The sequence below is a fragment of the Rhodanobacter sp. UC4438_H5 genome (assembly GCF_052978405.1).
Genome location: NZ_CM129672.1, coordinates 687,066 through 708,254, shown reverse-complemented (window position 1 = coordinate 708,254; position 21,189 = coordinate 687,066). Strand labels below are relative to the sequence as shown.

The 21,189-nt window shown below is 64.9% G+C and carries 17 protein-coding genes and 1 tRNA gene; 10 read left to right on the top strand and 8 right to left on the bottom strand.

From position 1 onward, the window contains the following. Nucleotide 1: 1 nt before the first annotated feature. From ACVCL9_RS03140 to ACVCL9_RS03115, 6 genes are all read right to left on the bottom strand, one after another. A complete protein-coding gene (locus ACVCL9_RS03140; RefSeq protein ID WP_447099152.1) occupies nucleotides 2-1,186 on the bottom strand; it encodes an ATP-binding domain-containing protein in 1,185 nt (394 codons plus the stop codon). Between the two features lie 2 nt (nucleotides 1,187-1,188). Further along, nucleotides 1,189-3,003 (bottom strand): DrmB family protein, encoded by a 1,815-nt coding sequence (drmB, locus tag ACVCL9_RS03135; protein ID WP_447099153.1) that lies wholly within the window; start codon nucleotides 3,001-3,003, stop codon nucleotides 1,189-1,191. Between the two features lie 3 nt (nucleotides 3,004-3,006). Further along, a complete protein-coding gene (locus ACVCL9_RS03130; RefSeq protein WP_447099154.1) occupies nucleotides 3,007-6,156 on the bottom strand; it encodes a helicase-related protein in 3,150 nt (1,049 codons plus the stop codon). Then, nucleotides 6,153-6,716 carry a type I restriction-modification system subunit M N-terminal domain-containing protein gene (locus tag ACVCL9_RS03125; protein ID WP_447099155.1) on the bottom strand — a complete coding sequence of 188 codons (564 nt, stop codon included), beginning with the start codon at nucleotides 6,714-6,716 and terminating at the stop codon, nucleotides 6,153-6,155. Before ACVCL9_RS03125 ends, ACVCL9_RS03130 begins: the two co-directional genes overlap by 4 nt. A 3-nt stretch (nucleotides 6,717-6,719) precedes the next feature. Then, nucleotides 6,720-7,844 (bottom strand): protein adenylyltransferase Fic, encoded by a 1,125-nt coding sequence (gene fic, locus ACVCL9_RS03120; RefSeq protein ID WP_447099156.1) that lies wholly within the window; start codon nucleotides 7,842-7,844, stop codon nucleotides 6,720-6,722. Between the two features lie 315 nt (nucleotides 7,845-8,159). Beyond that, nucleotides 8,160-10,097, bottom strand: coding sequence for a formylglycine-generating enzyme family protein (locus tag ACVCL9_RS03115; protein WP_395117766.1), 1,938 nt, complete (start codon nucleotides 10,095-10,097; stop codon nucleotides 8,160-8,162). 249 nt (nucleotides 10,098-10,346) lie between these two features. On the opposite strand from ACVCL9_RS03115, the gene rnd reads away from it, so the two are divergent. After that, nucleotides 10,347-11,504, top strand: coding sequence for a ribonuclease D (gene rnd, locus ACVCL9_RS03110; protein WP_447099157.1), 1,158 nt, complete (start codon nucleotides 10,347-10,349; stop codon nucleotides 11,502-11,504). A gap of 16 nt (nucleotides 11,505-11,520) precedes the next feature. Next, nucleotides 11,521-11,597, top strand: a tRNA-Pro gene (locus ACVCL9_RS03105). Nucleotides 11,598-11,964: 367 nt separating this feature from the next. Here ACVCL9_RS03105 and ACVCL9_RS03100 read toward each other — a convergent pair. Both ACVCL9_RS03100 and ACVCL9_RS03095 read right to left on the bottom strand, forming a co-directional pair. Next, a complete protein-coding gene (locus tag ACVCL9_RS03100) occupies nucleotides 11,965-12,183 on the bottom strand; it encodes a hypothetical protein (protein ID WP_447099158.1) in 219 nt (72 codons plus the stop codon). Nucleotides 12,184-12,200: 17 nt separating this feature from the next. Next, nucleotides 12,201-14,150 carry a type IV secretory system conjugative DNA transfer family protein gene (locus tag ACVCL9_RS03095; protein ID WP_447099159.1) on the bottom strand — a complete coding sequence of 650 codons (1,950 nt, stop codon included), beginning with the start codon at nucleotides 14,148-14,150 and terminating at the stop codon, nucleotides 12,201-12,203. Between the two features lie 798 nt (nucleotides 14,151-14,948). On the opposite strand from ACVCL9_RS03095, the gene ACVCL9_RS03090 reads away from it, so the two are divergent. The 8 genes from ACVCL9_RS03090 (at nucleotide 14,949) to ACVCL9_RS03055 (ending at nucleotide 21,185) form a co-directional block, all read left to right on the top strand. Further along, nucleotides 14,949-15,416, top strand: coding sequence for a hypothetical protein (locus ACVCL9_RS03090; protein WP_447099160.1), 468 nt, complete (start codon nucleotides 14,949-14,951; stop codon nucleotides 15,414-15,416). Nucleotides 15,417-15,459: 43 nt separating this feature from the next. Further along, nucleotides 15,460-16,317 carry a virB8 family protein gene (locus ACVCL9_RS03085; protein WP_447099161.1) on the top strand — a complete coding sequence of 286 codons (858 nt, stop codon included), beginning with the start codon at nucleotides 15,460-15,462 and terminating at the stop codon, nucleotides 16,315-16,317. Then, a complete protein-coding gene (locus ACVCL9_RS03080) occupies nucleotides 16,314-17,081 on the top strand; it encodes a TrbG/VirB9 family P-type conjugative transfer protein (RefSeq protein ID WP_395117707.1) in 768 nt (255 codons plus the stop codon). The genes ACVCL9_RS03085 and ACVCL9_RS03080 overlap by 4 nt, the downstream gene beginning before the upstream one ends. Nucleotides 17,082-17,134: 53 nt before the next feature. Continuing rightward, nucleotides 17,135-18,259, top strand: a complete 1,125-nt coding sequence (locus ACVCL9_RS03075; protein WP_447099467.1) for a TrbI/VirB10 family protein — start codon at nucleotides 17,135-17,137, stop codon at nucleotides 18,257-18,259. A 28-nt stretch (nucleotides 18,260-18,287) separates the two neighbouring features. Beyond that, nucleotides 18,288-19,319: a P-type DNA transfer ATPase VirB11 gene (virB11, locus tag ACVCL9_RS03070; RefSeq protein WP_447099162.1), complete on the top strand. Its 1,032-nt coding sequence runs from the start codon at nucleotides 18,288-18,290 to the stop codon at nucleotides 19,317-19,319. After that, on the top strand, nucleotides 19,319-20,281 hold the full coding sequence (locus ACVCL9_RS03065) for a transglycosylase SLT domain-containing protein (protein ID WP_447099163.1): 963 nt from the start codon (nucleotides 19,319-19,321) through the stop codon (nucleotides 20,279-20,281). The genes virB11 and ACVCL9_RS03065 overlap by 1 nt, the downstream gene beginning before the upstream one ends. A gap of 195 nt (nucleotides 20,282-20,476) precedes the next feature. Then, nucleotides 20,477-20,884: a TrbC/VirB2 family protein gene (locus ACVCL9_RS03060; protein ID WP_395121368.1), complete on the top strand. Its 408-nt coding sequence runs from the start codon at nucleotides 20,477-20,479 to the stop codon at nucleotides 20,882-20,884. Then, nucleotides 20,877-21,185: a type IV secretion system protein VirB3 gene (locus tag ACVCL9_RS03055; protein ID WP_395117701.1), complete on the top strand. Its 309-nt coding sequence runs from the start codon at nucleotides 20,877-20,879 to the stop codon at nucleotides 21,183-21,185. Before ACVCL9_RS03060 ends, ACVCL9_RS03055 begins: the two co-directional genes overlap by 8 nt. Nucleotides 21,186-21,189: the final 4 nt, after the last annotated feature.

Here is a 21,189-nt window from a genome sequence, read left to right as displayed (position 1 = left end):
TTTATTTCCTGGCCAAGACGGCCTGATCTTGCGGTAAGAGATCATCGATGGCCGGCATTGGATTTCCGGTGCGCAGAAGGATGATCTGATCGCGTGCGCGCGCCACCATCACGTAGAACCTCTTCTTCAGCACGTCTGGATTGTTCCGGGGTAGATGTTCATCGATATCCGCCAGGATGGCGGTATCGAATTCCAGGCCTTTGCAAGCTTGGGCGTTGATCACCGTGATCCCGCCCTGACCGAAATCCAAAGCCTCCTGTTGCCCCGAAACGAAGGTCCCGATCTGCGGCTTGTCGTGATCGAGTGCGGGGTTCATGCCATTGAGCGCGCTCACGAACTTCTCGCGAATACGGTTGTTTGGACAGATGATCCCTACCAATTTCCTCGGGTTGCGGTCCGCGGTCTGCAGGATGAGTTCTGCAATACCTTCAAGCGTCCACGCCTCTCCATCGCCGTACCTCCACAGCTCGGGCGTCAAGGCACCCGGTTTCGGCGGAGGGAGGTCGGGCTTCGGGCTGGCTGGGTCGCCCGGATAGAAATGTAGCGCCAACTGGGCGATGGGACGGGTATTGCGATAGTTGGCAAGCAACTCCTTAGTGTCTGCATGGGCAATATCCAAAGCATTCTCGATATCCCGCCGAGCGCTACACCTGTCGGGATGAATCTGCTGGTTCTGGTCGGCGACGACGTAGAAGTGCTCAAACCCGAGATTGGCCAGCGCGTTATAGAACGCCGGTGGCATGTCCTGTCCTTCGTCGATGACCAGAAGAGGAAGAGCAAACGAGTGTGGTGGAAGGTCGTCGGTCTGAAGGCGGTCAGTGACACTCTGCCAATTGATAGCCTGATACGCACCGGGCCGATCAGGTTGCAGAAGCGGCACACGCTCCTTGAAAAGTGCCTTCCAAAGTTTGCGAAACCACGTTTCAAGAGTGAACGCCTTCAAGTCGTCTCCGAACAAATGCCGACTCGATTGATCTAGGAGTTTGTTGTATGCGAGAAAGCGATAGTTCGCATTCTCGGCCGCCAAGCGTCGCACACGGAGTAGCGCGACGACCGACTTGCCGGTTCCGGGCCCTCCCACGATCAAATGCTGCCCGTCCAGCGGCAGGGCTAGTGCCGCATCCTGATCCTTGCTCAGGTCTTGGGCGTTCGGCAGGGTAAATCGGCGGGTCCGATCGACGGGCATGTCTAGGACATCCGGAAGAACGCGGGGACGCCACCATCCATACCCTTGACGAACACGCGATCCAGCAAGGTATTGCCGTATTCGCAGGCAGGCTCGGGGACCAGTGCGCAAGCATGGCAGGCTGCACGATTGAGGAGACCTGGCCCCTGGCCTTCGTGCTCGCTGCATACCGGATCTAGCGAACACCAGCGGGCATGTTCCAGCGCACGCACAAGGATGCCTAGAAAGCGGCGCGGCTCCGCAATTTCGGCCAGCCCCCCCAGAGAACCTGCGATATCCGGAACCGCGACATGGATCAGTATCCCGGCCATCGGCTTGGGCGCTTCCGCGCAGTAGATGACTTCTGTCAGTGACGCAGCAGGGTATCCGCCTTCCGCTTCGATCTGACGCATCAGCAGGTGCGACAACGTATGCAGCAACAGGAAACGGGCTGTCAGTGGATTGGGCGCATCCAGGCCGGATTGGATGAAGCGAGGGAGCAATTGCCGCAGCCGCAAGTTGACCGCCTCGTCATCACCCCAACGTGAGAGCCGGTCCTCGTCGAGTACGATGAAGATGCCTTCGCCATAGAGCTCGACAGCCGGCAACCAGTCGGAGCTGCCCACGATGTCCGGCGGTACAACGTTCTCTCCGTTGAGGCGACTGAATCCCTTGAACACCTTCACAGCCTTTAGCCGACCCACGCGCACCATGCGCTTCACCCCACGAACGAGCTGACGCATTTCTTCGCCAGTTGTCTCGTCACAGGCCAATGCCTGCCAAGCTTCGGTCTGGTCATGCGTGACCAGATCCTCATCGGGCCGCTGATCGGCCAGAGTCTCCAAAAACGCATCGAACTCGCTTTCCCGCAACTGTCCGGGAGTGAAGACCGCATCGTACGAAGGGTAGCCTTGATCGATATCCAGCATGGCCGATTCGACCTCTTCCGACGTGCAGCGATAGGCTTCTGCGATCTGTCGGATCGCTGCCCTCCTTGCCAAAGGCGCCCGCGCGGCGTCGATGGTCCGACGATCCTGGGTACTGCGGTACAGGCGGTCCACGGCCGTCCCTTTGCGTACGCGTGACTCGGGCGGGATCACCAGTGCAAGCGCCCAGGCAGGCGAGTAGACGCGTGTGTCATTGATCGCCAGTACCTGCGCAAGGTGATCGGGCCCGGCATTCGGCAGCTCCCTGGCGAGTGCCATGTCATCATTCGTCCAGGGTTGTTGGCGACCCGTTCCGAAACCCAGACGTTCATCGCCACGAAATAGTGCTTCGGCTCGGCAGGCATCGCAACGCAAGGATCGTGACGCTCCGGTTTCAACCAGTCGCAGCCTGTCCTTGACGTTGCATCCCCGTTGCTCCGGTGAACGGACGTCCTTGTGGACCAGATAATGCCAAGGCACTTCGGCGAGATAGCCAGCCGGGTCGGCCAGCACCCATGTCACCTGCACAAGTTTAGGTCTCCTCCCGCACGCCTGCCGATCGCATCGCGGCGATTCGTCACCGTCTACCCGCCATGGATTCAGGTAGAGCGCGCCGCAGTTCGGGCAACGCGCCCATGCCGGAAAGCGCGATACCGGCACGCAAACACCGTCCACCTGACCATGTGCGCCCTCCCGCGCCACGGGAGGCTCCCGGAGAACTTCGGTGACTCCCAGTGCCGCGCGAACACGCTCCACATAGGGGATAACGTTGCCCCCGGGCTGCCCTAACCTATCCGTCCACTGCCGAGTATCACGAACAACTACCAAGTCGTCGGGGCCGCGCACGATGGCGCCAACCCCGCTGTGTGCAAGCAAGTGCGACAGGCGAATCGGGATCAGATGATTCGACATGACTTAAAGTACCTTGAGAAGTGCCGAGTTTTCGACATTGCGCAGGGATTGCAAGGTTGGCCAAAGTCCCCTGATTCGATCATCGTGGTTGTAGAGCAATCTGTCCGCTGCATTGTCGTTGCCCGGCACCTGATAATGCAGGGCGCGCCTCGAATCACGGCACCGCTCCACTTCATTTCGCCAGGCGGCCACCAAGCTATCGATATGTGCCTCGATCTCTGCTTTCTGGCCTTGGTTGACGGCGGATTGGCTACAACGTCGTTTTAACTCCCGAATGGCTTTGTCCACGGCAGCATGGGTGGGATCGAACTGCGCTGCGGCGTCGTTGCCGGCGAGACCGATGCGTGCGTGGCGCATAACGATCACCAGCGCTGCGTGCAGTGCGCGCAGGCGCGCCTGGTAGGTGTAAGGCGTCACGCTGGTCGGCTCGACAAACCGATAGAAGGCTTCGTGGAACGGGCGAAAACTCTCGTAATGCGAGAGGCTGCGCGCCTGGTCCCGGTAGTAGTTCACGAACACGACGCCGGGCACGTCGCTGCGGCCAACCCGGCTGCTGGCCTGGATGTACTCGGCGGTGGTTAGTGGTTGGCCGTTGATCGTCATCAGTGCAAGGCGCCCAACGTCCAAGCCCACCGAGACCATGTTGGTAGCCAGCACCACATCTAGGCATCCGTCCGCATCCCGCTGCAGTGCAAGCCGGGTAAAGATTGCGCTGTTTTCCTCGGCCGTCTGCAGACTGGTCAACTGCGCAATGCTTGTCTGGTTGCGTGCATCTGACTGGGGGTTCAGCAAGCGCATGAACTCGCCGACGTCGCTCACGAACGCGGTGTGGCTGTTGCCGACCCCCTTCAAGCTGCCGTGGTACACGACCATCGTCCACCATGCATCGAGCAGCGCGTCTCGCTCTTGCTCGTTCTTGAACAAGGCATGGGGTGCCAGCAACATGGCGGCCGCAAGCGGAGCCAGACACTTCTGGCGATTGAGCATGGGAGCCATGTAACCGATGTACATGCGCCCCGGGCGCTGCGTCAGTGGCACGGTACGGGCAAAGTACGAATCGTCGCGACTCAATCCGGGCGGCGGAAACACGGACACCGCGCGCCCGTATAGCCGACGAACCTGTTGCGTCGCCATGCGGATCGTGGCCGTGGAGGCAACGTACTTGGGATAGATGCCGCGCAGCCGCAGCACGGTATCCAGCCCAGCCTCATAGAGCCCGGCCACCGAGCCCAGTGCGCTGGCGATCAGGTGCAGCTCATCCTGGATGATGAGCTCGGGGGGAAGGCACTGCGCACCACCAAAAAACGCGCCGGCGCGCTCCTCCCAGGCCAGCCGCGCAAACTTGTCCACGGTGGCAACCAGCATGGTCGGTGGGTTGGCATAGAGCGCCTCGTCCACCACGTTGCACGGCAAGGATCCCTCAAGCTCGCATTGCGGGTTGCCACAACGAAAGCCGAACTGCCGCTCGGTGGCCTGGTAGCTGGTGTGTGGATCGAACCCTTGCCCGCACCACGGGCAGCGGTCGAGCACCAGCGCCGGCAAGTCGCCGCTCGCGCGGGCCTCGGCTACACGCTTTGCGGCTTCTGCGAACGTGTTCGGGCTGGTGGCCTTGCCCACCCATAGCCCGATACTGATCGGCTCCGTCCCGAGGTCATTGCGCTCGCGTCGAATCCGTTCCAGCGCGCATATAAGACGCGATGCACGCAGGTACTGGTCGCGGGTCAAAAGCCGCAGGGTGTAGCGCATCAGCACGCAGGTGCCGCCACCGGTATCGGGATGCCGCAACCGCCGCAACGCGATCTGGAAGGCGATCAACCCGAGATATGCCTCGGTCTTGCCGCCGCCGGTCGGAAACCAGATGAGATCCACCGTATCGCGGTCCTCGCTGTCGGGATCGGTGGCGGACTCGAGTACGGTGAGCAGGAAGGCTAACTGGAACGGGCGCCAGCGATAGGCATCATCACCACGCAGCTTGCCTTGCACGACGTCATGCTGTCGCATCTGATCAAGCATGGCGCGATTGGCCAGGGCAAAGGCCAGCCGAACTTGCACATCCATGCCCAACAGCGCCAAACCATGCCGCATGCGCTTGACGGTCGTTTCAATGCGCTGGCAGATGCGTTCCCCTGCCGCGCGATCATCCTCCAACAACCCGGAAAGCACCTCCCTCTGTCGGCCTGCCCAAACGGCGTAGCCATTCACGAAAGCAGGCAACTCGGACGCAAGCGGGTCTGGGCAATCGCCAAGGCGCGACAGCACCGCCAAGGACAATGCCGCGTCCCCGCCCGAGCCCGTGTCGGCGGTCATCTGCGGCACTTCCAAGACAGGCACGGTCTGTGTGCGCAGCGCGGTCACCTTGCCATCGGCTACCACCCAGTCGGCTGCGCAGCCGTGCCCGATGGCATGGATGCGCTGCTCAGCGTACTGGAGTTCGATTTCCTGTTCTTCGTCATCAAGCAGGCTGCGATCCACCCGTGGATACTCGCTCACGTGGCCCGCGTCGATCACGCACCTGAGGTTGGCTTCGAACAGCGTTTTCTCTGCCCGCTCGAATGCGAATTCGCGCGTATCGTCGGCAACCACCTGCGTATTGCAGAGCGTGACGGTGACGATCCACCCATCGGCGAAGGGCCGCCAGATGGTGTCGAGCCGCGCACGATCCGCCAGCACCCCGTGGCTTTGATGTTGTTCCTTGTCTGGGCAGGTGACGTTGACAACTTCCTCGCTGTCGGCTTCTGAAACCAACACCTTTCGGGTCCATTCGTTTTTGTACCGTCCGCGCTCATCGCGCTCCGTGCGTTCATATCGAACAGCCGAACACAACAGTTGCAGCTCGATGCGCCCTCCCTTGATGAAGAAGGAAAAGCCCAGCGAGGACGGCGGAATGTAGCGGCGCACGATGGCCGGTTCGGCATTACTTTCACCCGAGGCTCCCGCAGCGGCCTCGGCATCCTCCACTTCATCCCCTGCCGGATCGATGCCTTCGCCCGACGAAGACACAGGATAGATCGCCCCGCACGGGAAGCGTTCGGTTGGCAGCACGCCGCGGAGATCCGATCCCTCCGAACCGCGCGCCCGCGACGCGCCCACCAGCTGATGGCGCACCCATTCGATGAGGCGCGCGCGCGGCTCGACAAACGGATGGGTCGTCATGAAGGTCTCCCGTTCTGGACGGCGACATTCATGGCTTTCCCGGCTGGTTGTGCAAAAAATCCCCACGCGATGCGGTAGTCGGTTTCGCGGTTGGCCAAAGTGAAGGGGGCTTCGTAGCGGCGGACTTTTTTGGTGGGGCCATTGGCGAGGATGTCGTCGGCGACGGTTTGCTCGATGGTGGTGCCGGTGGGGGTGTCCTTGATGTCGTCCCAGCCGTGGTTGCCGCGTTGCTGCTTGCCGTCGGGGTGGCCGAGGCTGCCGTCCTTGTGCTGGTTGAGGATCACGTCGTAGCGCGCGGCCTCGGGCAGGTTCATGGCGCGGCGCTGGGTGAAATCGGCATCGCGCAGCGGGCGCTTGGGCATGCTGCCGCCCGCCTGATCGGCGGCGATGGCCTCGCGCGCGGCGTAGTAGCGGTTGGTGGCGTGGCGCAGGAACAGCAAGCCCAGGATGGGCATGAAGTATTCGTTGGAGGCCAGCCCCGAGTTGGCGCGTAGCTGGTCGGCCAGCTTCCACAGGTCGGCGCCGAATTGGTCGAGGTGGGCGAAGTGATCGGCGGTCATGGATCAGTCTTTCCGGCTTGCGGTGTTGCCGTAGGGCAGCACGGGATGCTCGTCGCTGGTGAGCAGGCGGACGAAGTTGGGATGCAGGAACAGCTTTTCGCGCCCGACCTTGACCTCGACCAGCATGCCCAGATCGGCCAGTTGCTTGAGGTAGACGGAGGCGGTCTGGCGCTTGGCGATGCCGCCGTCCACCAGGTTCTGGATGCGGCAGTACGGCTGCACGAACAGGGCATCGACCAGCTCGCGGCTGTAGATCTTCGGCGCGTGCGTGCGCACGAAGTCCGTGGCCTGCGCGTGCAGGGCCTGGATGGCGCGGATCTTGTCGCCGGTCCAGCGCGCGGTCTGGGCGACCGCTTCGAGCATGAAGGTGATCCAGTCCTGCCACGCGCCGTCGCGGGTGACGGCAAGCAGCCGGCGGTAATAGTCGATGCGATGGCGCAGGATGTGGCGGGACAGATACAGCACGGGCTGATCCAGCAGTCCCTGCTCCACCAGCAGCAGCAGGTTGAGCACGCGCCCAGTGCGGCCGTTGCCGTCGAGGAACGGATGGATGGCTTCGAACTGGTAATGCGCGACGGCCATGCGAATCAGCGGATCGATGTCCGTGGCGTCGTGGATGAAACGCTCCCAGTTGGCCAGCTTGCCGCGCAGCAGCGCCTCGCCCTGGGGCGGGGTGTAGACGACTTCGCCGGTGGCGGCATTCTTGAGTGCGGTACCGGGGACGCGGCGGACATCCATGTCGCGGTTCTTCAAGCGGCTGCACACGCGCACGGCGGTGCCGGTGCCGAGCGGGCGCTCGGCCAGCGATTCGAATCCCTCGCGCAGGGCGGCGCGGTAGTTCAGCGCCTCCTTGGTGGCCGGGTCGGCGGCCTGCTCGTCCTGGGCGAAGCGGAACAAGGCATCACTGGTGGTGACGATGTTCTCGATCTCGCTGCTGGCCTGGGCCTCCAGCAACGGGATGGTGTTGATGAGGACGGCCTGGTTGGGGATGGCGGCGCCGACGCTCTTGAGCTCGGCCAAGGCGGCGCGGGCCTCGATGCAGGCCTTGAGCAGGGGCCGCGATTCGATGTCAGCCGCTGGTGGCAGCGCCGGCAAGTCGTCATGGGGTCGCTGTGGATCAAAAGGCATGTCGATGGTTCCCCTGAGTCCTCGACATGTTTTGACGACATGTCGAAGGCGTCGACATTAGCCCACAATACGTCGAAGAACAAACTATTTATCGACACATTTTGTCTATATGTCGATGGAATGGCCTGTCCAGCTTCAGGCCATGCGCCGGCGTAACCCAAATCGGGGAGCGCTGTGGCTGCCCCGGTTCAAGCGGCGCTCCGGCACCGCCTGCCCGGCCGCGATGGCATCTTCGACGTCGAACGTGGCCGCTACGTCCGTGGTATCGGCCCTCCCCTGCAGGCTCCATCACAAAACAGCCGGACCTCTTCGCGCCTACAACTCCCGCACCACCCGAAAGCCCACGCGGCCGCTGCGCACGTCGCCGTCGGCGCCCTGGCGGTAGGCAGAGGTCACCTGGTCGGGGGAGCTGCCCCATGAGCCGCCGCGCAATACGTGCACGCGGCAGCCGGGGTTGATCCAGGCGCTGCCGTCGTCGGGGGCGCGGATGTAGTTGTCGTGCCAGCAGTCGGCGACCCATTCGGAGACGTTGCCGTCCATGTCGTACAGGCCGAACGGGTTGGCGGCGAAGCTCATCACCGGCGCCGGGCCCCAGTAGCCGTCGCGGTAGCCGCGAAAGGCGTTGCTCCAGCGACGCCCGCTGCGCGAGCGGTCGCCGGAGCCGGTCAGGTTCTCCACCTTCTGGTCGGGTGCGGCGTCGCCCCACCAGTAGCGGCTGGTGGCGCCGCCGCGCAGCGCGTACTCGAACTCCGCCTCGCTGGGCAGCCGATACTGCTTGCCGGTGCGCTCGCTCAGCCACTTGGCGTAGGCCACCGCATCGTTCCACGAGATGTTGACCACCGGCAGGTTGTCGCCGGCCTTGCGACCGGCGTAGTCGTCCTGCCAGCTGGCGTTGGCATCGTCGCGCAGGGCGCCGCTGCGCTCGTCGTACACGCTGGCGCCGCCGAGCCGGGTCGAATCGGGTACGTAGCCGCTGGCGCGGACGAACTCGCGGAACTCGCCCACGCTGATTTCCGTGCGCGCGATGGCGAAGCCCCTGGCCAGGGTGACCCGGTGCTGCGGCAACTGGGCGTCGGTGCGATCCTCGTTGTCAGCCGCCGCCCCCATCAGGAACGAACCGGTGGGCACCACCACCATCGCCGGCCCCTTGCCGGGCAGGTCGACGTAGCGATCGGTGAACACCTGACCGGGCTTGTAGTTCGCGTACAGGCGCGCGTTGGTCAGTTGCTCGTCCACCTGCGCCAGCTCGGGCAGGTCGGCATCGGTCGCGCGTGCCTGCGCGACCAGTTTGGTCGCCAGCTCGAGGTTGCCGCCATCCAGCGCCAGCCGCGCCTGCGCCAGCACACCCGCGGCGCGCTGGCGGCGCATGTCGTCGATGCGCAGTTGCACGTCGTGCATCTGCTGCGAGCCCGGACGGATCGCCTGCGCGCGGGCCAGCTGCTTCTCGGCGCCGGCGAAATCGTTCTGCGCGACCGCCGCCAGCGCGCGATCGAGCACCGCACGCTGCACCTGGAAAATCCCCTGCTCGGCTACCGCATTCTGCGGATCGAGCTGTTGCACCTGGTGGTACAACTCCAGCGCGTTGTCGCCCTTGGGCTGGTCGGCCTTGCCTTGCTGCAGCAGCGCCGCCGCCGCGGCCAGCATCGGGCGCACCGTGGCCAGCGTCTTCAGGTTCTCCTCCAGTTGCGCGACCTCCTGCTCGGCATTGGGCAGGGTGCGCAGGGCATCGAGCAATTCCTTCGCCGCGTCGACGTCGCCGACGGCGATATCCTGATCGATCTCCGCCACCAGCCGCGCGCGCACGTCGAACAGGCCCTGCACGGCGCGCCGGCTGTCGGGCTTTTCCTTCAGCGCCTGCATGAACAGCGCGGCGGCACTCTCCGGATCGCCAGCCAGTTGGCCGGCATGGAACGCCTTGAGGGCGCGCGCCAGCAGCTCCTTCACCTGCGGCGACTCGGCCGATTTCTGCTCGGGCAGGCTGGCGTTGTTGCGGTTGCGCGCCACGATCACCGCGGTCGGGGCCAGCGTCAGCGGCGGACCGGCGTTCAGTTCGTTGATCGCCGCCACGCGTTGCGGTGGCAGGTTGCCGGTGGGCGACACGTCACCCAGGCTCATCGCCCGCTGCGGCATCTGCCCCGGCGCCACGTGGAACCACTGCGGAAAAAAGTGATACGTCAGCGCGACGCCCAGCACGATCATGCCCAGCGCCCCACCGAAGAAACGCTGACGGCGCAGGATGGCATTGCGTGGCATGGATGGGCGTCCCGGTTGCGGCCTGTTATCGTGCCAAGGAGTATGAACAATGAAAACCTTGGCGGCGGAGATCGTACGCGGCGGGCCGACGTTCGACGCGTGACTCCATTCTCGCCGATATGCCGGCGGAAGCGCGCGCCGCAAGCCGCACCTCGTCGCCGGATGACCCGTCCCGCCCAGGCTCTGCGTTCACCATAGGCACAAACCGCCGGCAGGGCAATCCGCGCCGGCGCCCTCGAAGGAGTCCCGATGTTGCTGTCCCAAACCGCCGCTGCCGACTGGATCGACCAAGCCGACGCATTGCAATCCTGGCTTGCTGCCCTGCCCGCGGACGCGGCCGTCGGCCTCGACACCGAATTCATGCGTCGCGACACGTTTCATCCGCAGCTGGCCCTGCTGCAATTGGGCTGGAACGGCCGTCACGCGCTGGTCGACCCGCTGGCCTTTCCGATCGGCGCTGCACTGCAACCGCTGCTGGGTGCGGGCAAAGCGGTGACCGTGATGCACAGCGCCAGCGAGGATCTCGAAGTGCTGGCGCCGCTGCTGCCGGCTGGCCCGCAGCAACTGTTCGACACGCAGATCGCGGCCGCCTTCGTGGGCATGGGCCTGGGCGTCAGCTATCGCGCGCTGGTGGCCGAGCTGGTCGGCGTGGACCTGGACAAGGGCGAAACCCGCTCGGACTGGATGCGCCGGCCGCTGACCGCCTCGCAATGCAGCTACGCCGCGCTGGACGTGGTGCATCTGAAGACCATCCACGAACAACTCGCCGAGCTCCTGCAGCAGCGCGGGCGCAGCGACTGGCACGCGCAGGATTGCGAGCGGCTGAAACGCCGGGTGCACCGAGAAAGCGACCCGCAGCCCCAGCGCGCCCTGCGCGCGGCGGCCGACTGGCGCCCGGAAGCGCAGGCCCGCCTGCGCCGACTGCTGCTCTGGCGCGACAGCTGCGCCCGCCGCCTCGACGTACCGCGCCCGTGGCTGCTGGACGACACCCTCGCCCTCAGCCTGGCGCAGCAACCGCCGGCCACGCTGGCCGAACTGGAGCAACGCGCCCGTGGCCAGCGCGCACTGCGCTCGGCCCAGCGCAGCGAGCTGTTCGAGGTGCTCGCGCCCGCCGTCACCCCGGCGGAGATCGACGCCACCGCCCGCATCCCCGGCCATCCGCAGGGCGCCGCCAAGCAGGCGCTGGCGGCGATGAAGCAGTCGGTCGACACGCTCGCCACCGAACTCGACCTGCCGCCCGGCCTGCTGTGTCCGCGCAAGGTGCTGGAGGAATACGTGGTCACCGCCGAATGGCCCGAATCCCTCGACGGCTGGCGCCACGACCTGCTGCACCCGCGCCTCGCCAGCCTGCTGCCCGACCGCCCCGCGACCAGCCGACCAGTTGCCAAGCCCTCGGCCGGCGATTAAGATACGCGGCTTCCCACGGGGTGTAGCTCAGCCTGGTAGAGCGCTACGTTCGGGACGTAGAAGTCGCAGGTTCAAATCCTGTCTCCCCGACCAAGAACAACGATCAAGGCCGCCTCAGGGCGGTCTTTTTCGTGGCCGTGGCGCATCGAAGGCTGCGTCATTATTGCGCCGGACCAGGCGCCATTCTCGGTCGACGGCTCCGCTCGCCTCAGCGCCACCGGGCAGCCCCGCCGGCCAGCTCAGCCCCGCGGCCGCACCTGGCCGGCAGGAAGCACACCTTGCGGGCTGTCGCGCACACCGCGAGCGAAGTTCGCACGAGTATCCCGACGTTCCTTGGCAGTTCGGGCCGTGCCCGAGTTCATGGGCGGAGAGGAACATCACGTCGTCGCGGTCGAACAGACGATCCACCAGCCCCAGCTTGGCCAGCGGCAGCCGAATCGCGTCTGTCTTTCCCTGATCGTCATACGCTCCGCCGGATCACCACCGGCGACGAAACGCCTGGATCGGGGCAAGAGCCCGAAACCCACTGCAACGGATTGCCGCCCACCGCATCCCGACGGTCCATGTTCCACGGCCGGGCCCCGGAAATGTCCTCGCCACGCCCGACGTTGCCTGACCCGCAACGACGCAGGCGCTCTCCGAACACCTTGCCGATACGTTCCGGCGTCATGTCGGCCATGCCCCGGCTCTGGCCGATCAAGGTCGGCAGCCGTTCGAAAGGGTACTTGGCCCGTGCTGCGCCTTGACGCCGATGGCGGGGACCGCCTGAACCGCCGCGCTGCTTTCCGCAGCGGCGGCGTTGGAAATGGATGGCGAAGCGCACGCCGCCAACGCCAAGCTGACGGCAGCCGCAATGGCCTGCCGGGTCTTGCCGGGCATGGGATGTTCTCCAGCCGCGGAGATCGGCCGCACGGCCACGGGCGGAACGATACGTTGCTTCAGTCGTCGATCCTTGAAGTACCAGTTCTTGCGGCACTTGATGGGGCGACAACCCTCGAGAAAGATGATCTCCTCGTCGTTTGGCAGCTCCTTCAACTCCTGCGGCAGCATCAGTGGGCGTCGCTCTTCCGTGTGGCTGTAGCTGGTGCCTTGCTTGCCGGTGCTGCGGGTGCGTCGCTTGACCGTGGTGTCACCAAGCATCTTGGAGTACTCCTCGGCATCGCGCTGCTCGCGCGGAGTGAACACGATGCTGGCGGCGTGGTTGGTGATGTAGGTGCGTGCCTCGTCCGCACCGTAGGTCGCGTCCAGCTGCGACAGGCTCTGGATGATCGACAGGTCACGAATGCCGTAACCGGCGGTGAGCGAGATCCGCTCGGACAACACATTGACCCGCCCCATCGCGGTGAACTCGTCCATCAGCAGCAGCATCTGGTATTTCAGCGCGGGATCATCCTGCGGAGTTTGCCGCAGGTTCTGTCCGATCACGGTGGAGAAAAAGATGTTGAGCAGCCGGCGCGCCTCGCCCAGCTTCTGCGGCGGAATCACCACATAGATGGTAACGGGGCGTCGACGCAGGACGTCCACGTCGAAATCGCAGGCATTGGTGGCTGCGGCCAGGATCGGGCTGAGGAACTGTTGCAGCGGCGCCTGGGTGGTGGCGATCACCGAGGCGAAGGTCTGTTCGGCCATGCCGGTCAGGCTGGTGAGGGCGGCTCGGGTGGTCGTGCTGACGAACGGTTCCTTGAGCCGCGCCTGCAGGAACGCCTTTAGCTCGCCGTCGTCGCCGGCGGAAAAGCGATAGATGCGCTCGAAGCTGGGGAAGGCGTCGTGCGTGTTGGGGTCGATGGGACAGCCGTCGGAACCGTGAAGATTCTGGCGAACCTTGTCGTCCCATGCCTCGAACAGGTACGAGCCAAATGCCACGAAGGCAGTGCGCGATTGCGACGTCCAGAACGGGTCCTGACCAGGCTCATCCGGATACAGGATCGCGCCGAGCGTCTGCAGTTCGCCCACGCGCACGCGCGGATCGGAGGACATCGCCATCAGCGGATTGAAGCGATGTGTACGGCCGTCCTCGGCATACGGCGCGAAGCGATAGATGGTTTGCCCGATGCCGGCGCGGTATCCGCTGGTGTGCTGGAACAACTCGCCCTTGAGATCCATGCAGACGATGGAATGCCGGTAAGTCAGCAGCACCGGAATCGCGATGGAGGTGGTCTTGCCGGTGCGCGTCGGCGCCGTCATGACGATGTGCCGCGTGCCGCCGAGATAAAGGTAATCACCGCCTGCCTTGCCGATGATGACGCCTTCGGGCGACGGCTTGAGCAGGCCGGCGCGAGCCAGGTCGCCGCGACCGGCAAAGCGCGCATCGCCATGGAAGGCCCTGGCGCGGGGCTTGAGGATCAACACCGCAACGATCGCCCACGACAGCAACGGCAAACCGAAACCGAGACCACCGGCCAACCGGATCTTGCCGGCAAACGGTTGCCAGTCCGGCTGGCCGAGTGCCTGCCAGTATTCGACATAGGTGGTGAAATGCAGCTGCGCCGGCTGCCGGAGCAGCCACAGCGTGAGCAGGCCGCCGAGATAGAGTCCAACGGTCAGCGCCAACAGCAGCAGCGCGACGACTCCCGCAACCCTGGTTCGCAAGACACCCATCTCCCCCTCCTTCCCTGGATACGTGAGGTCGACGATCTTCGACGTCATGCGGCAAAGGTGTCAAGGCCGCTGATGTTCACCCGCGTCGGTGCAGATCGTCACGGCACACATCATTTGGCCGTCCGTCTGCGTACCGCCAACAACTTTCTCAAGCCGCCCGTCGCGAAGCGGCGCCGCAGCTCTTCGACTGTCCGCGCGCCACAGCGGGGTGTAGGCGCATTCCGAAATCGAGACCGGCAAGAACCTCTCGCGTCGTAGGAGTCCTGCCGCCGCTCCCGGTGCCGCAAACCAGTGCACGGGCATTGCCGGCTTGCCGCATCAGGTTGATCGGAGAGGCGCAGGAAACAACATGAATCATGGGGTTTCAAGCACTTTTCCACAACGCAGAATATGTCTGTTCACCACGGCGCGATCGATGTGAAAGTGAGAGTGACTACGTCGGAACAAGTGCGAGTCAGATCACATGAGGCAGGAAATTTTCCTAGGCGGATTCGGTTGACGACTCGCGGCTTGCTCTCGATCATGGCGACCGTTCGATCAGGGAAATCGAGATCTCGCCAGGCGCGCAGCTGCTTCACGCAGCCGCGATCCACGCCTGGCACCCGAGAAGTACAAGTGTTGCGTACCCGGCATCGGACCGGGTACGCAACTGACTCACGACATTGGACTGTTGGTGTACTCGACATGGTTTGCAGGGGAACCGGGAGCAATCCCTTTCCGGATTCAAGACGACTGAACGCGCAGACCGGCAACGGTCCGGGCCTGGCGCCGGCTTGCCCGTCGAAACATCGGCGACACCTCGCTGGCCATGTCCGGCCAGCGTCCGCACTGATCTCCGGGGTTGAAGTGAAAGAAAAGATTTCCAACCGAACGGCGCTCGGCGGGCTGCTGCTCGCCACCACGCTCCTCGCTGCCTGTGGCACCCCGCCTGCGAAGGACTTCAGCGGCTCGTGGCGCCCGGTCAACCGGTATCGCTCCGAGCCCACCGAGATACCGTTGCATCCGCAGTACACCTTTTTCGCCGCGCCCATCGACGGCACGCTGAAGGCGATGCTCACGCGCTGGGCGACCGACACGAACCGCACGCTGCGCTACGAGCTGAACTACGACGTCACGTTGTACACGCCCGTGGCGACGATTCGCACCGCCGACCTGGAAGCCGCCGTCTCCAGGCTCAGCGGCATCTACGCCGCGCAGGGCGTCCAGGTCAGCATCGGGCCGGGCGAGATCGTCGTGCGCTCGACCAACCGCCCGTCGCCTTCCGTGCCGACAGCATCGAACGACAACTCCAAGACCGGAAACGCCCTGCCATGAATCCCAGGCATCCCGCCCTCGCCCCGCATGGGGTTCCTTGCTGATGGCAGGGAAGAAGACATCCGGCACCGCGATCGAACGCAGTGTGGCGCAATCGACCCGGTTCGAACTGACCATTTCCGAGCTGGCGCAACGCAGCGAGCGTCGAGCGTGGTGGGTGGCCTGGACAGCCGTTGCGCTGGTGCTGGTCCTCTCCGGCGGCTACTACTTCATGCTGCCGCTCAAGCAGAAAGTTCCCTATCTGGTAATGGCCGATGCCTACACCGGCACCGCCACGGTAGCGCGGCTGGACGGCGACTTCGCCATGCGCGGGATCACCACGCGCGAAGCGGTCAACCGCAGCAACGTGGCGCATTTCGTGCTGGCGCGCGAGTCGTACGACCTGGAGCTGGTCAACCTGCGCGACTGGAAGACGGTGCAGACGATGGCAGCAGCCGGCGTCAAGGCGCCCTACGTGCAGCTGTTCGCCAACAGCAATCCCGACAGCCTCATCAAGCAGTTCGGCAAGGACCAGGCGATCCGCATCAAGCTGCTGAGCATCCAGCTGGTCGGCGGCGGCCCCGGCAAGACGCCGCGCGGCGCCACCGTGCGGTTCCAGCGCAGCCTCTACAACAAGCAGAACGGGGCGACCCGTCCGCTGGACAACAAGATCGCCACCATCGCCTTCACCTACAAGCAGAACCTGGAGATGGACGATCAGAGCCGGGTCGAGAACCCGCTGGGCTTCTGGGTCACCAGCTACCGGGTGGACGACGACTACGCCACCGCGCCGCCGCCGGAGGTGTCCGTACCGCCGGTGATGACGCAGCCGGCACCGGCCATGGCCGCCACGCCCGCGCCTGCACCGACACCACCGGCTGCCGCTGCCACCGACACTCTCCCTGGAGCAGGTTCCCGATGAACCGAACAAGCATCTGGTGGCTCGGCGCCGCCCTGTGCACCACCGCTGCTGCCGCCCACTCGCAAGGCGCGGAGCAGGTGCTGACCCATTACGAGTACGCCGCCGACGCAATCTATCCGGTGCGCACCGGCCTGGGCATCACCACCCAGATCGAGTTGAGCCCGAGCGAGAAGATCCTCGACTACAGCACCGGCTTCAGCAGCGGCTGGGACCTCACGCGTCGGGAGAACGTGTTCTACCTGAAACCGCGGAACGTGGACGTGGACACCAACATGATGGTGCGCACTGCCACGCATTCGTACATCTTCGAACTGAAGGTGGTGGCAACGGACTGGAAAACCCTCGCCGAGGCGCGGCGCGACGGCGTGCAGTACAAGGTCACTTTCACCTACCCGGCCGACACCAGTTTCTCCCACGAGAAGAAGCAGCAGCTGCGGACACTCGCACAAAACAGCAGCCTGCTGCCCGGCCGCAGCTACAACTTCGACTACGACTACGCCACCAGGAGCAAGGCCGCCCCGTGGCTGGTGCCGGTCAACGCCTACGACGACGGCCGCTTCACCTATCTCAAGATGAGCGACCTCAAACAGTTCCCCAGCGGTGATTTCCCCGCCGTGTACATGCGCGAGCAGGCGCACGGTGAGGACTCGCTGGTGAACACCACTGTCGAGGGCGACACCATCATCGTCCACGGCACCTACAACTATCTGGTCATTCGCCACGGCAACGACGTCGTGGGCCTGCGCAGGAACACGCCCCAGTGAACAACCACCAGCATCCCGGCGACGAGCGCGCCGACGGCGAGCACGCCGGCGGCATGCACGAAAGCCGCGAGCCGCTCGTCGGCAATCCCTACGCCAGCCACATCCAGCGCGGCCACGAGCCTGACCTCGATGCCAACGTGCCGCAGCTGCGCGCGATCGAGCTGCGCCGGATGAACCGGCGGGCCTTGCTCCTGCTGGGCGCGGTGGTCCTGCTGCTGATGTTCGTCGCCTACTGGATGTTCACCAGCGCAGGCAGCCGCCGCGAGCAACCGAAACCGCGCGAAGAGAAAGTCACGGTCGCCGAGGCCCCGAGCACGCTGCGGGTGCCCCAGTTGCCGCCTTCCCCCACAGTGCACAGCCAGCCGCCGACGCCACCCATTCCGGTACTGCCCGCCAGCCCGGCGCCGCCGCTTCCCACCACGACCGTGCAGCCAGCAAGGGCGCATGACCCCACCCTGCTGCAACGGCGCATCGCCGCCAGCGGCGCGGAGATCCCGGACCCATCCGCCACGCAACGCATGCCCGATGGCGTCGATGCGCGGCTGCCCACCGGCGAGCAGACCGGCCCGACCAGCGCCCAGGCCCTGCCGCACGCCGACACTCTGATGCAGCGCGGCACCTATATCCGCTGCGTTCTCGAAACGCGCATCGTCTCCGACGTGCCCGGCTTCTCCACCTGCCTGGTCACGGAGCCGGTGTACTCATTCAATGGTCACACGCTGCTGCTGCCCAAGGGGTCGAAGCTGCTCGGTGCCTACAGCCACAAGCCGACCGGCAACCGCATGGAAGTGGTGTGGGATCGCATCATCACGCCCACCGGGATCGACGTGAACATGGCGAGCCCCGGCATGGACAACCTGGGCGGCGCCGGCCTGCCCGGCCATTACGACGCCCACTGGGGCCAGCGTGTCAGCTCGGCGCTGCTGATCAGCCTGCTCAGCGACGCGTTCAAATACGAAGCCGCCGAACATGGTCCGCGCAACAGCACCATCGGCAACGGCTTCGTCACCCAGACCCCATTCGAAAGCAATACCGCGCAAACCGCGCAGCAACTGGCCGACCAGGCCGTGCGTGAAGCGGCCAACCGTCGCCCCACGGTCACCATCAACCAGGGCACCGTCATCTACGTCTACGTCGCCAAGGACGTGGATTTCAGCGGCGTGGTTGCCCGCTTCTGAATGTCCTGATCCAACGACTACCGACGCCATGGACGACGTGAACGCACAGGTTTCCAGCGATTTCCTCGACTACCAGTACGAGGTGCTGGGTGTGCGTGAGCACATGGCCAGCGCCGAGGTCACCGAGATCTGCATCAACCGGCCCGGCGAGATCTACGTCGAAAACCGCCAGGGCTGGCAGCGCATCGAGGTGCCCTCGCTGACGTTCGAGCGCGCGCGGCAGTTCTGCACGGCGGTGATCAACGAGAGCAACACCGGCCAGCGCATTACCGACATCGACCCGGTCGTCTCGCTGACCTTTCCCACCGGGCAGCGCGCACAGCTCGTGATACCCCCCGCATGCGAGGCCGACCGCGTCTCGATCACCATCCGCCTTCCCTCGCGGCAGCGCCGGACCCTGGCGCAATACGAAAGCGACGGCTTCTTCGACAAGGTCGTGGAAGTGGACCACGGCCTCAGCGAGCTGGACAGCGAACTGCTGGAACTGCGCAGCGCGCGCAACTATGCGGAGTTCTTCCGCAAGGCCGTGCTGAACAAGAAGAACATCGTCGTCGCCGGCGCCACCGGCAGCGGCAAGACCACGTTCATGAAATCGCTGGTCAACCACATCCCCGACGACGAGCGCCTGGTCACGATCGAGGACGCGCGCGAGCTGTTCATCGACCAGCCCAACGTGGTGCACCTGCTGTACTCCAAGGGCGGCCAGAGCACCAGCCACGTCACCGCCAAGAGCTGCATGGAAGCATGCCTGCGCATGAAGCCCGACCGCATCATCCTGGCCGAGCTGCGTGGCGACGAGTCGTTCTACTTCATCCGCAACTGCGCCTCCGGCCATCCCGGCTCGATCACCAGCTGCCACGCCGGCAGCACCCGGCAAACCTGGGATCAGCTCGCGCTGATGGTCAAGGCATCCACCGAAGGCGCGGGTCTCGAGTTCAACACCATCAAGCGCCTGCTGAAGATGACCATCGACATCGTGGTGCACATCAGCGCGCACGCCGGCAGCCGCCACATCACCGGCATCGACTTCAACCCGCAACGTGAAGCGGCGGAATCCTGATGCTGCCCGGGATGGAAATGCTGGCCTGCCCCAACCTGGCCGTGTCGCCTCAGGTGATGCAGCACATCGTGCAGGTCGAATCCGGCGCCAATCCCTATGCGATCGGCGTCGTCGGCGGCAAGCTCGCGCGCCAGCCGCACAGCATGGAAGAGGCCCTGGCCACCGCACGCATGCTGGAGAGCCGTGGCTACAACTTCTCCGTTGGCATTGCCCAGGTCAACCGCGCCAACCTGGGCCACTACGGACTGGATTCCTACCGCAAGGCCTTCAGCGCGTGCGACAACCTGGCCGCGGGCGCGCAGATCCTCGCCCGCTGCCACGACAGCGCCCATGGCGACTGGGGCAAGGCCTTCAGCTGTTACTACTCCGGCAACTTCACCACCGGCTTCCGCGACGGCTACGTGCAGAAGGTATACGCCTCGATGAACCGCGTGGCCGAAGCCCGACTGGCGACCACGACACCCGTTCCCGAAGTCGCGGCCATTGCGCCGACACGCGCGCCACCCCCCGCAGAAATCGTCGCCGGCAGAAGCGCCGTACCGCCGCTGGTGGTCTATTCCGGTGACAACGCCAACTATCGGATCGCACTGCGCAGCGTGCCGATGGCAGCCGTCGCGAAGGAACCTGCATCACGGCCGAACCCGTTCACGCCACGCGATATCGGCGGCGAAGCTGCGTCCGCTGCGGCAGTCTCCACGGCGGGCTTGTCCGGCGCCAACGCAGACCCTGCCGTCCTGCCGCAGCACAGCGTTGCGCCCTCTTCACCCTCGACCGCCCCTGCCCGCCAGCCTGCCCCGCCCGGGCTCGCCGGCACGACCACCGGCGGCGTGTTCGAACCGCAGGTGCGCGGCCCCGGTGACCCGGCTGTGGCGTCAGCCGCGCCGGCTGCAGGCACATCCGCCCCACGGCACGACCGCGCCGACTTGCGCATGGAGCAGCGCGATGCCGCCTTTGTCTTCTGATGCCATCCGCAGGCGCAGCACCGTAGCGAGTCGTGCCATTAACACCATGCCCCGCCGCAATGGCGACGGCGCATCGCCCCCTTTCGCATCACCAACACCACCGCACAACTCTTCCGGCCGCATCCCGCGGCCAGCTCCCGGCAGTCATCCCGCGATGACCGCATTCCACCGCAACTCCCGACAAGGAACCCCGTGATGGCCAACACCTCCCTCGGCAACGAAAGCATCCTCACCTCCTCGCGCACGCGCTGGTTCACGTTCCTCTCTGTGGCCATGCTGCTGGCGTTGGTCCTGCCCAACCTCGCGCTCGCGCAGGATGCCACCGGCACGATTGATACCACCTGCAAGTTCGCCACCAACATCAACATGATCCTCAACGCGATCTCGGTCGTGGTGGTGACGATCGCCATCGTGTTCTCCGGTTACCAGATCGCCTTTGCCCACAAGCGCATCGGCGATGTCGCCCCGGTGCTTATCGGTGCGGTGCTGATCGGCGCGGCGGGCCAGATCGCAAAGATGTTCCTCGCCGGCAGCACGACCGACGCCGGCGCCACGCAGTGCACCGCCAGCGTGCTCGTCCACGCGCTCCACTTCTATGCATAAAAACGCGCTGTTTCGCGGTTGCACCCGCCCGCCCATGTTCATGGGCGTGCCTTACGTGCCGTTCTTCATGGCGGCGGGCGGGTGCTTTCTCGTGGCGGTGTACACCAACTTCCTCTACCTGTTGCTGCTGCCGCTGATCATCTTCGTGATGCGCCAGATGGCACGGCGCGACGAAATGATTTTTCGTCTGCTGGGGCTGCGCCTGCAGTTCCGTGCCCGGATGAGGAACATCGGCGGCAACGATGGCATGTGGGTGTTCACCCCCAACCACCATCGCGGCCAACACAACGACAAACAGTGATGTG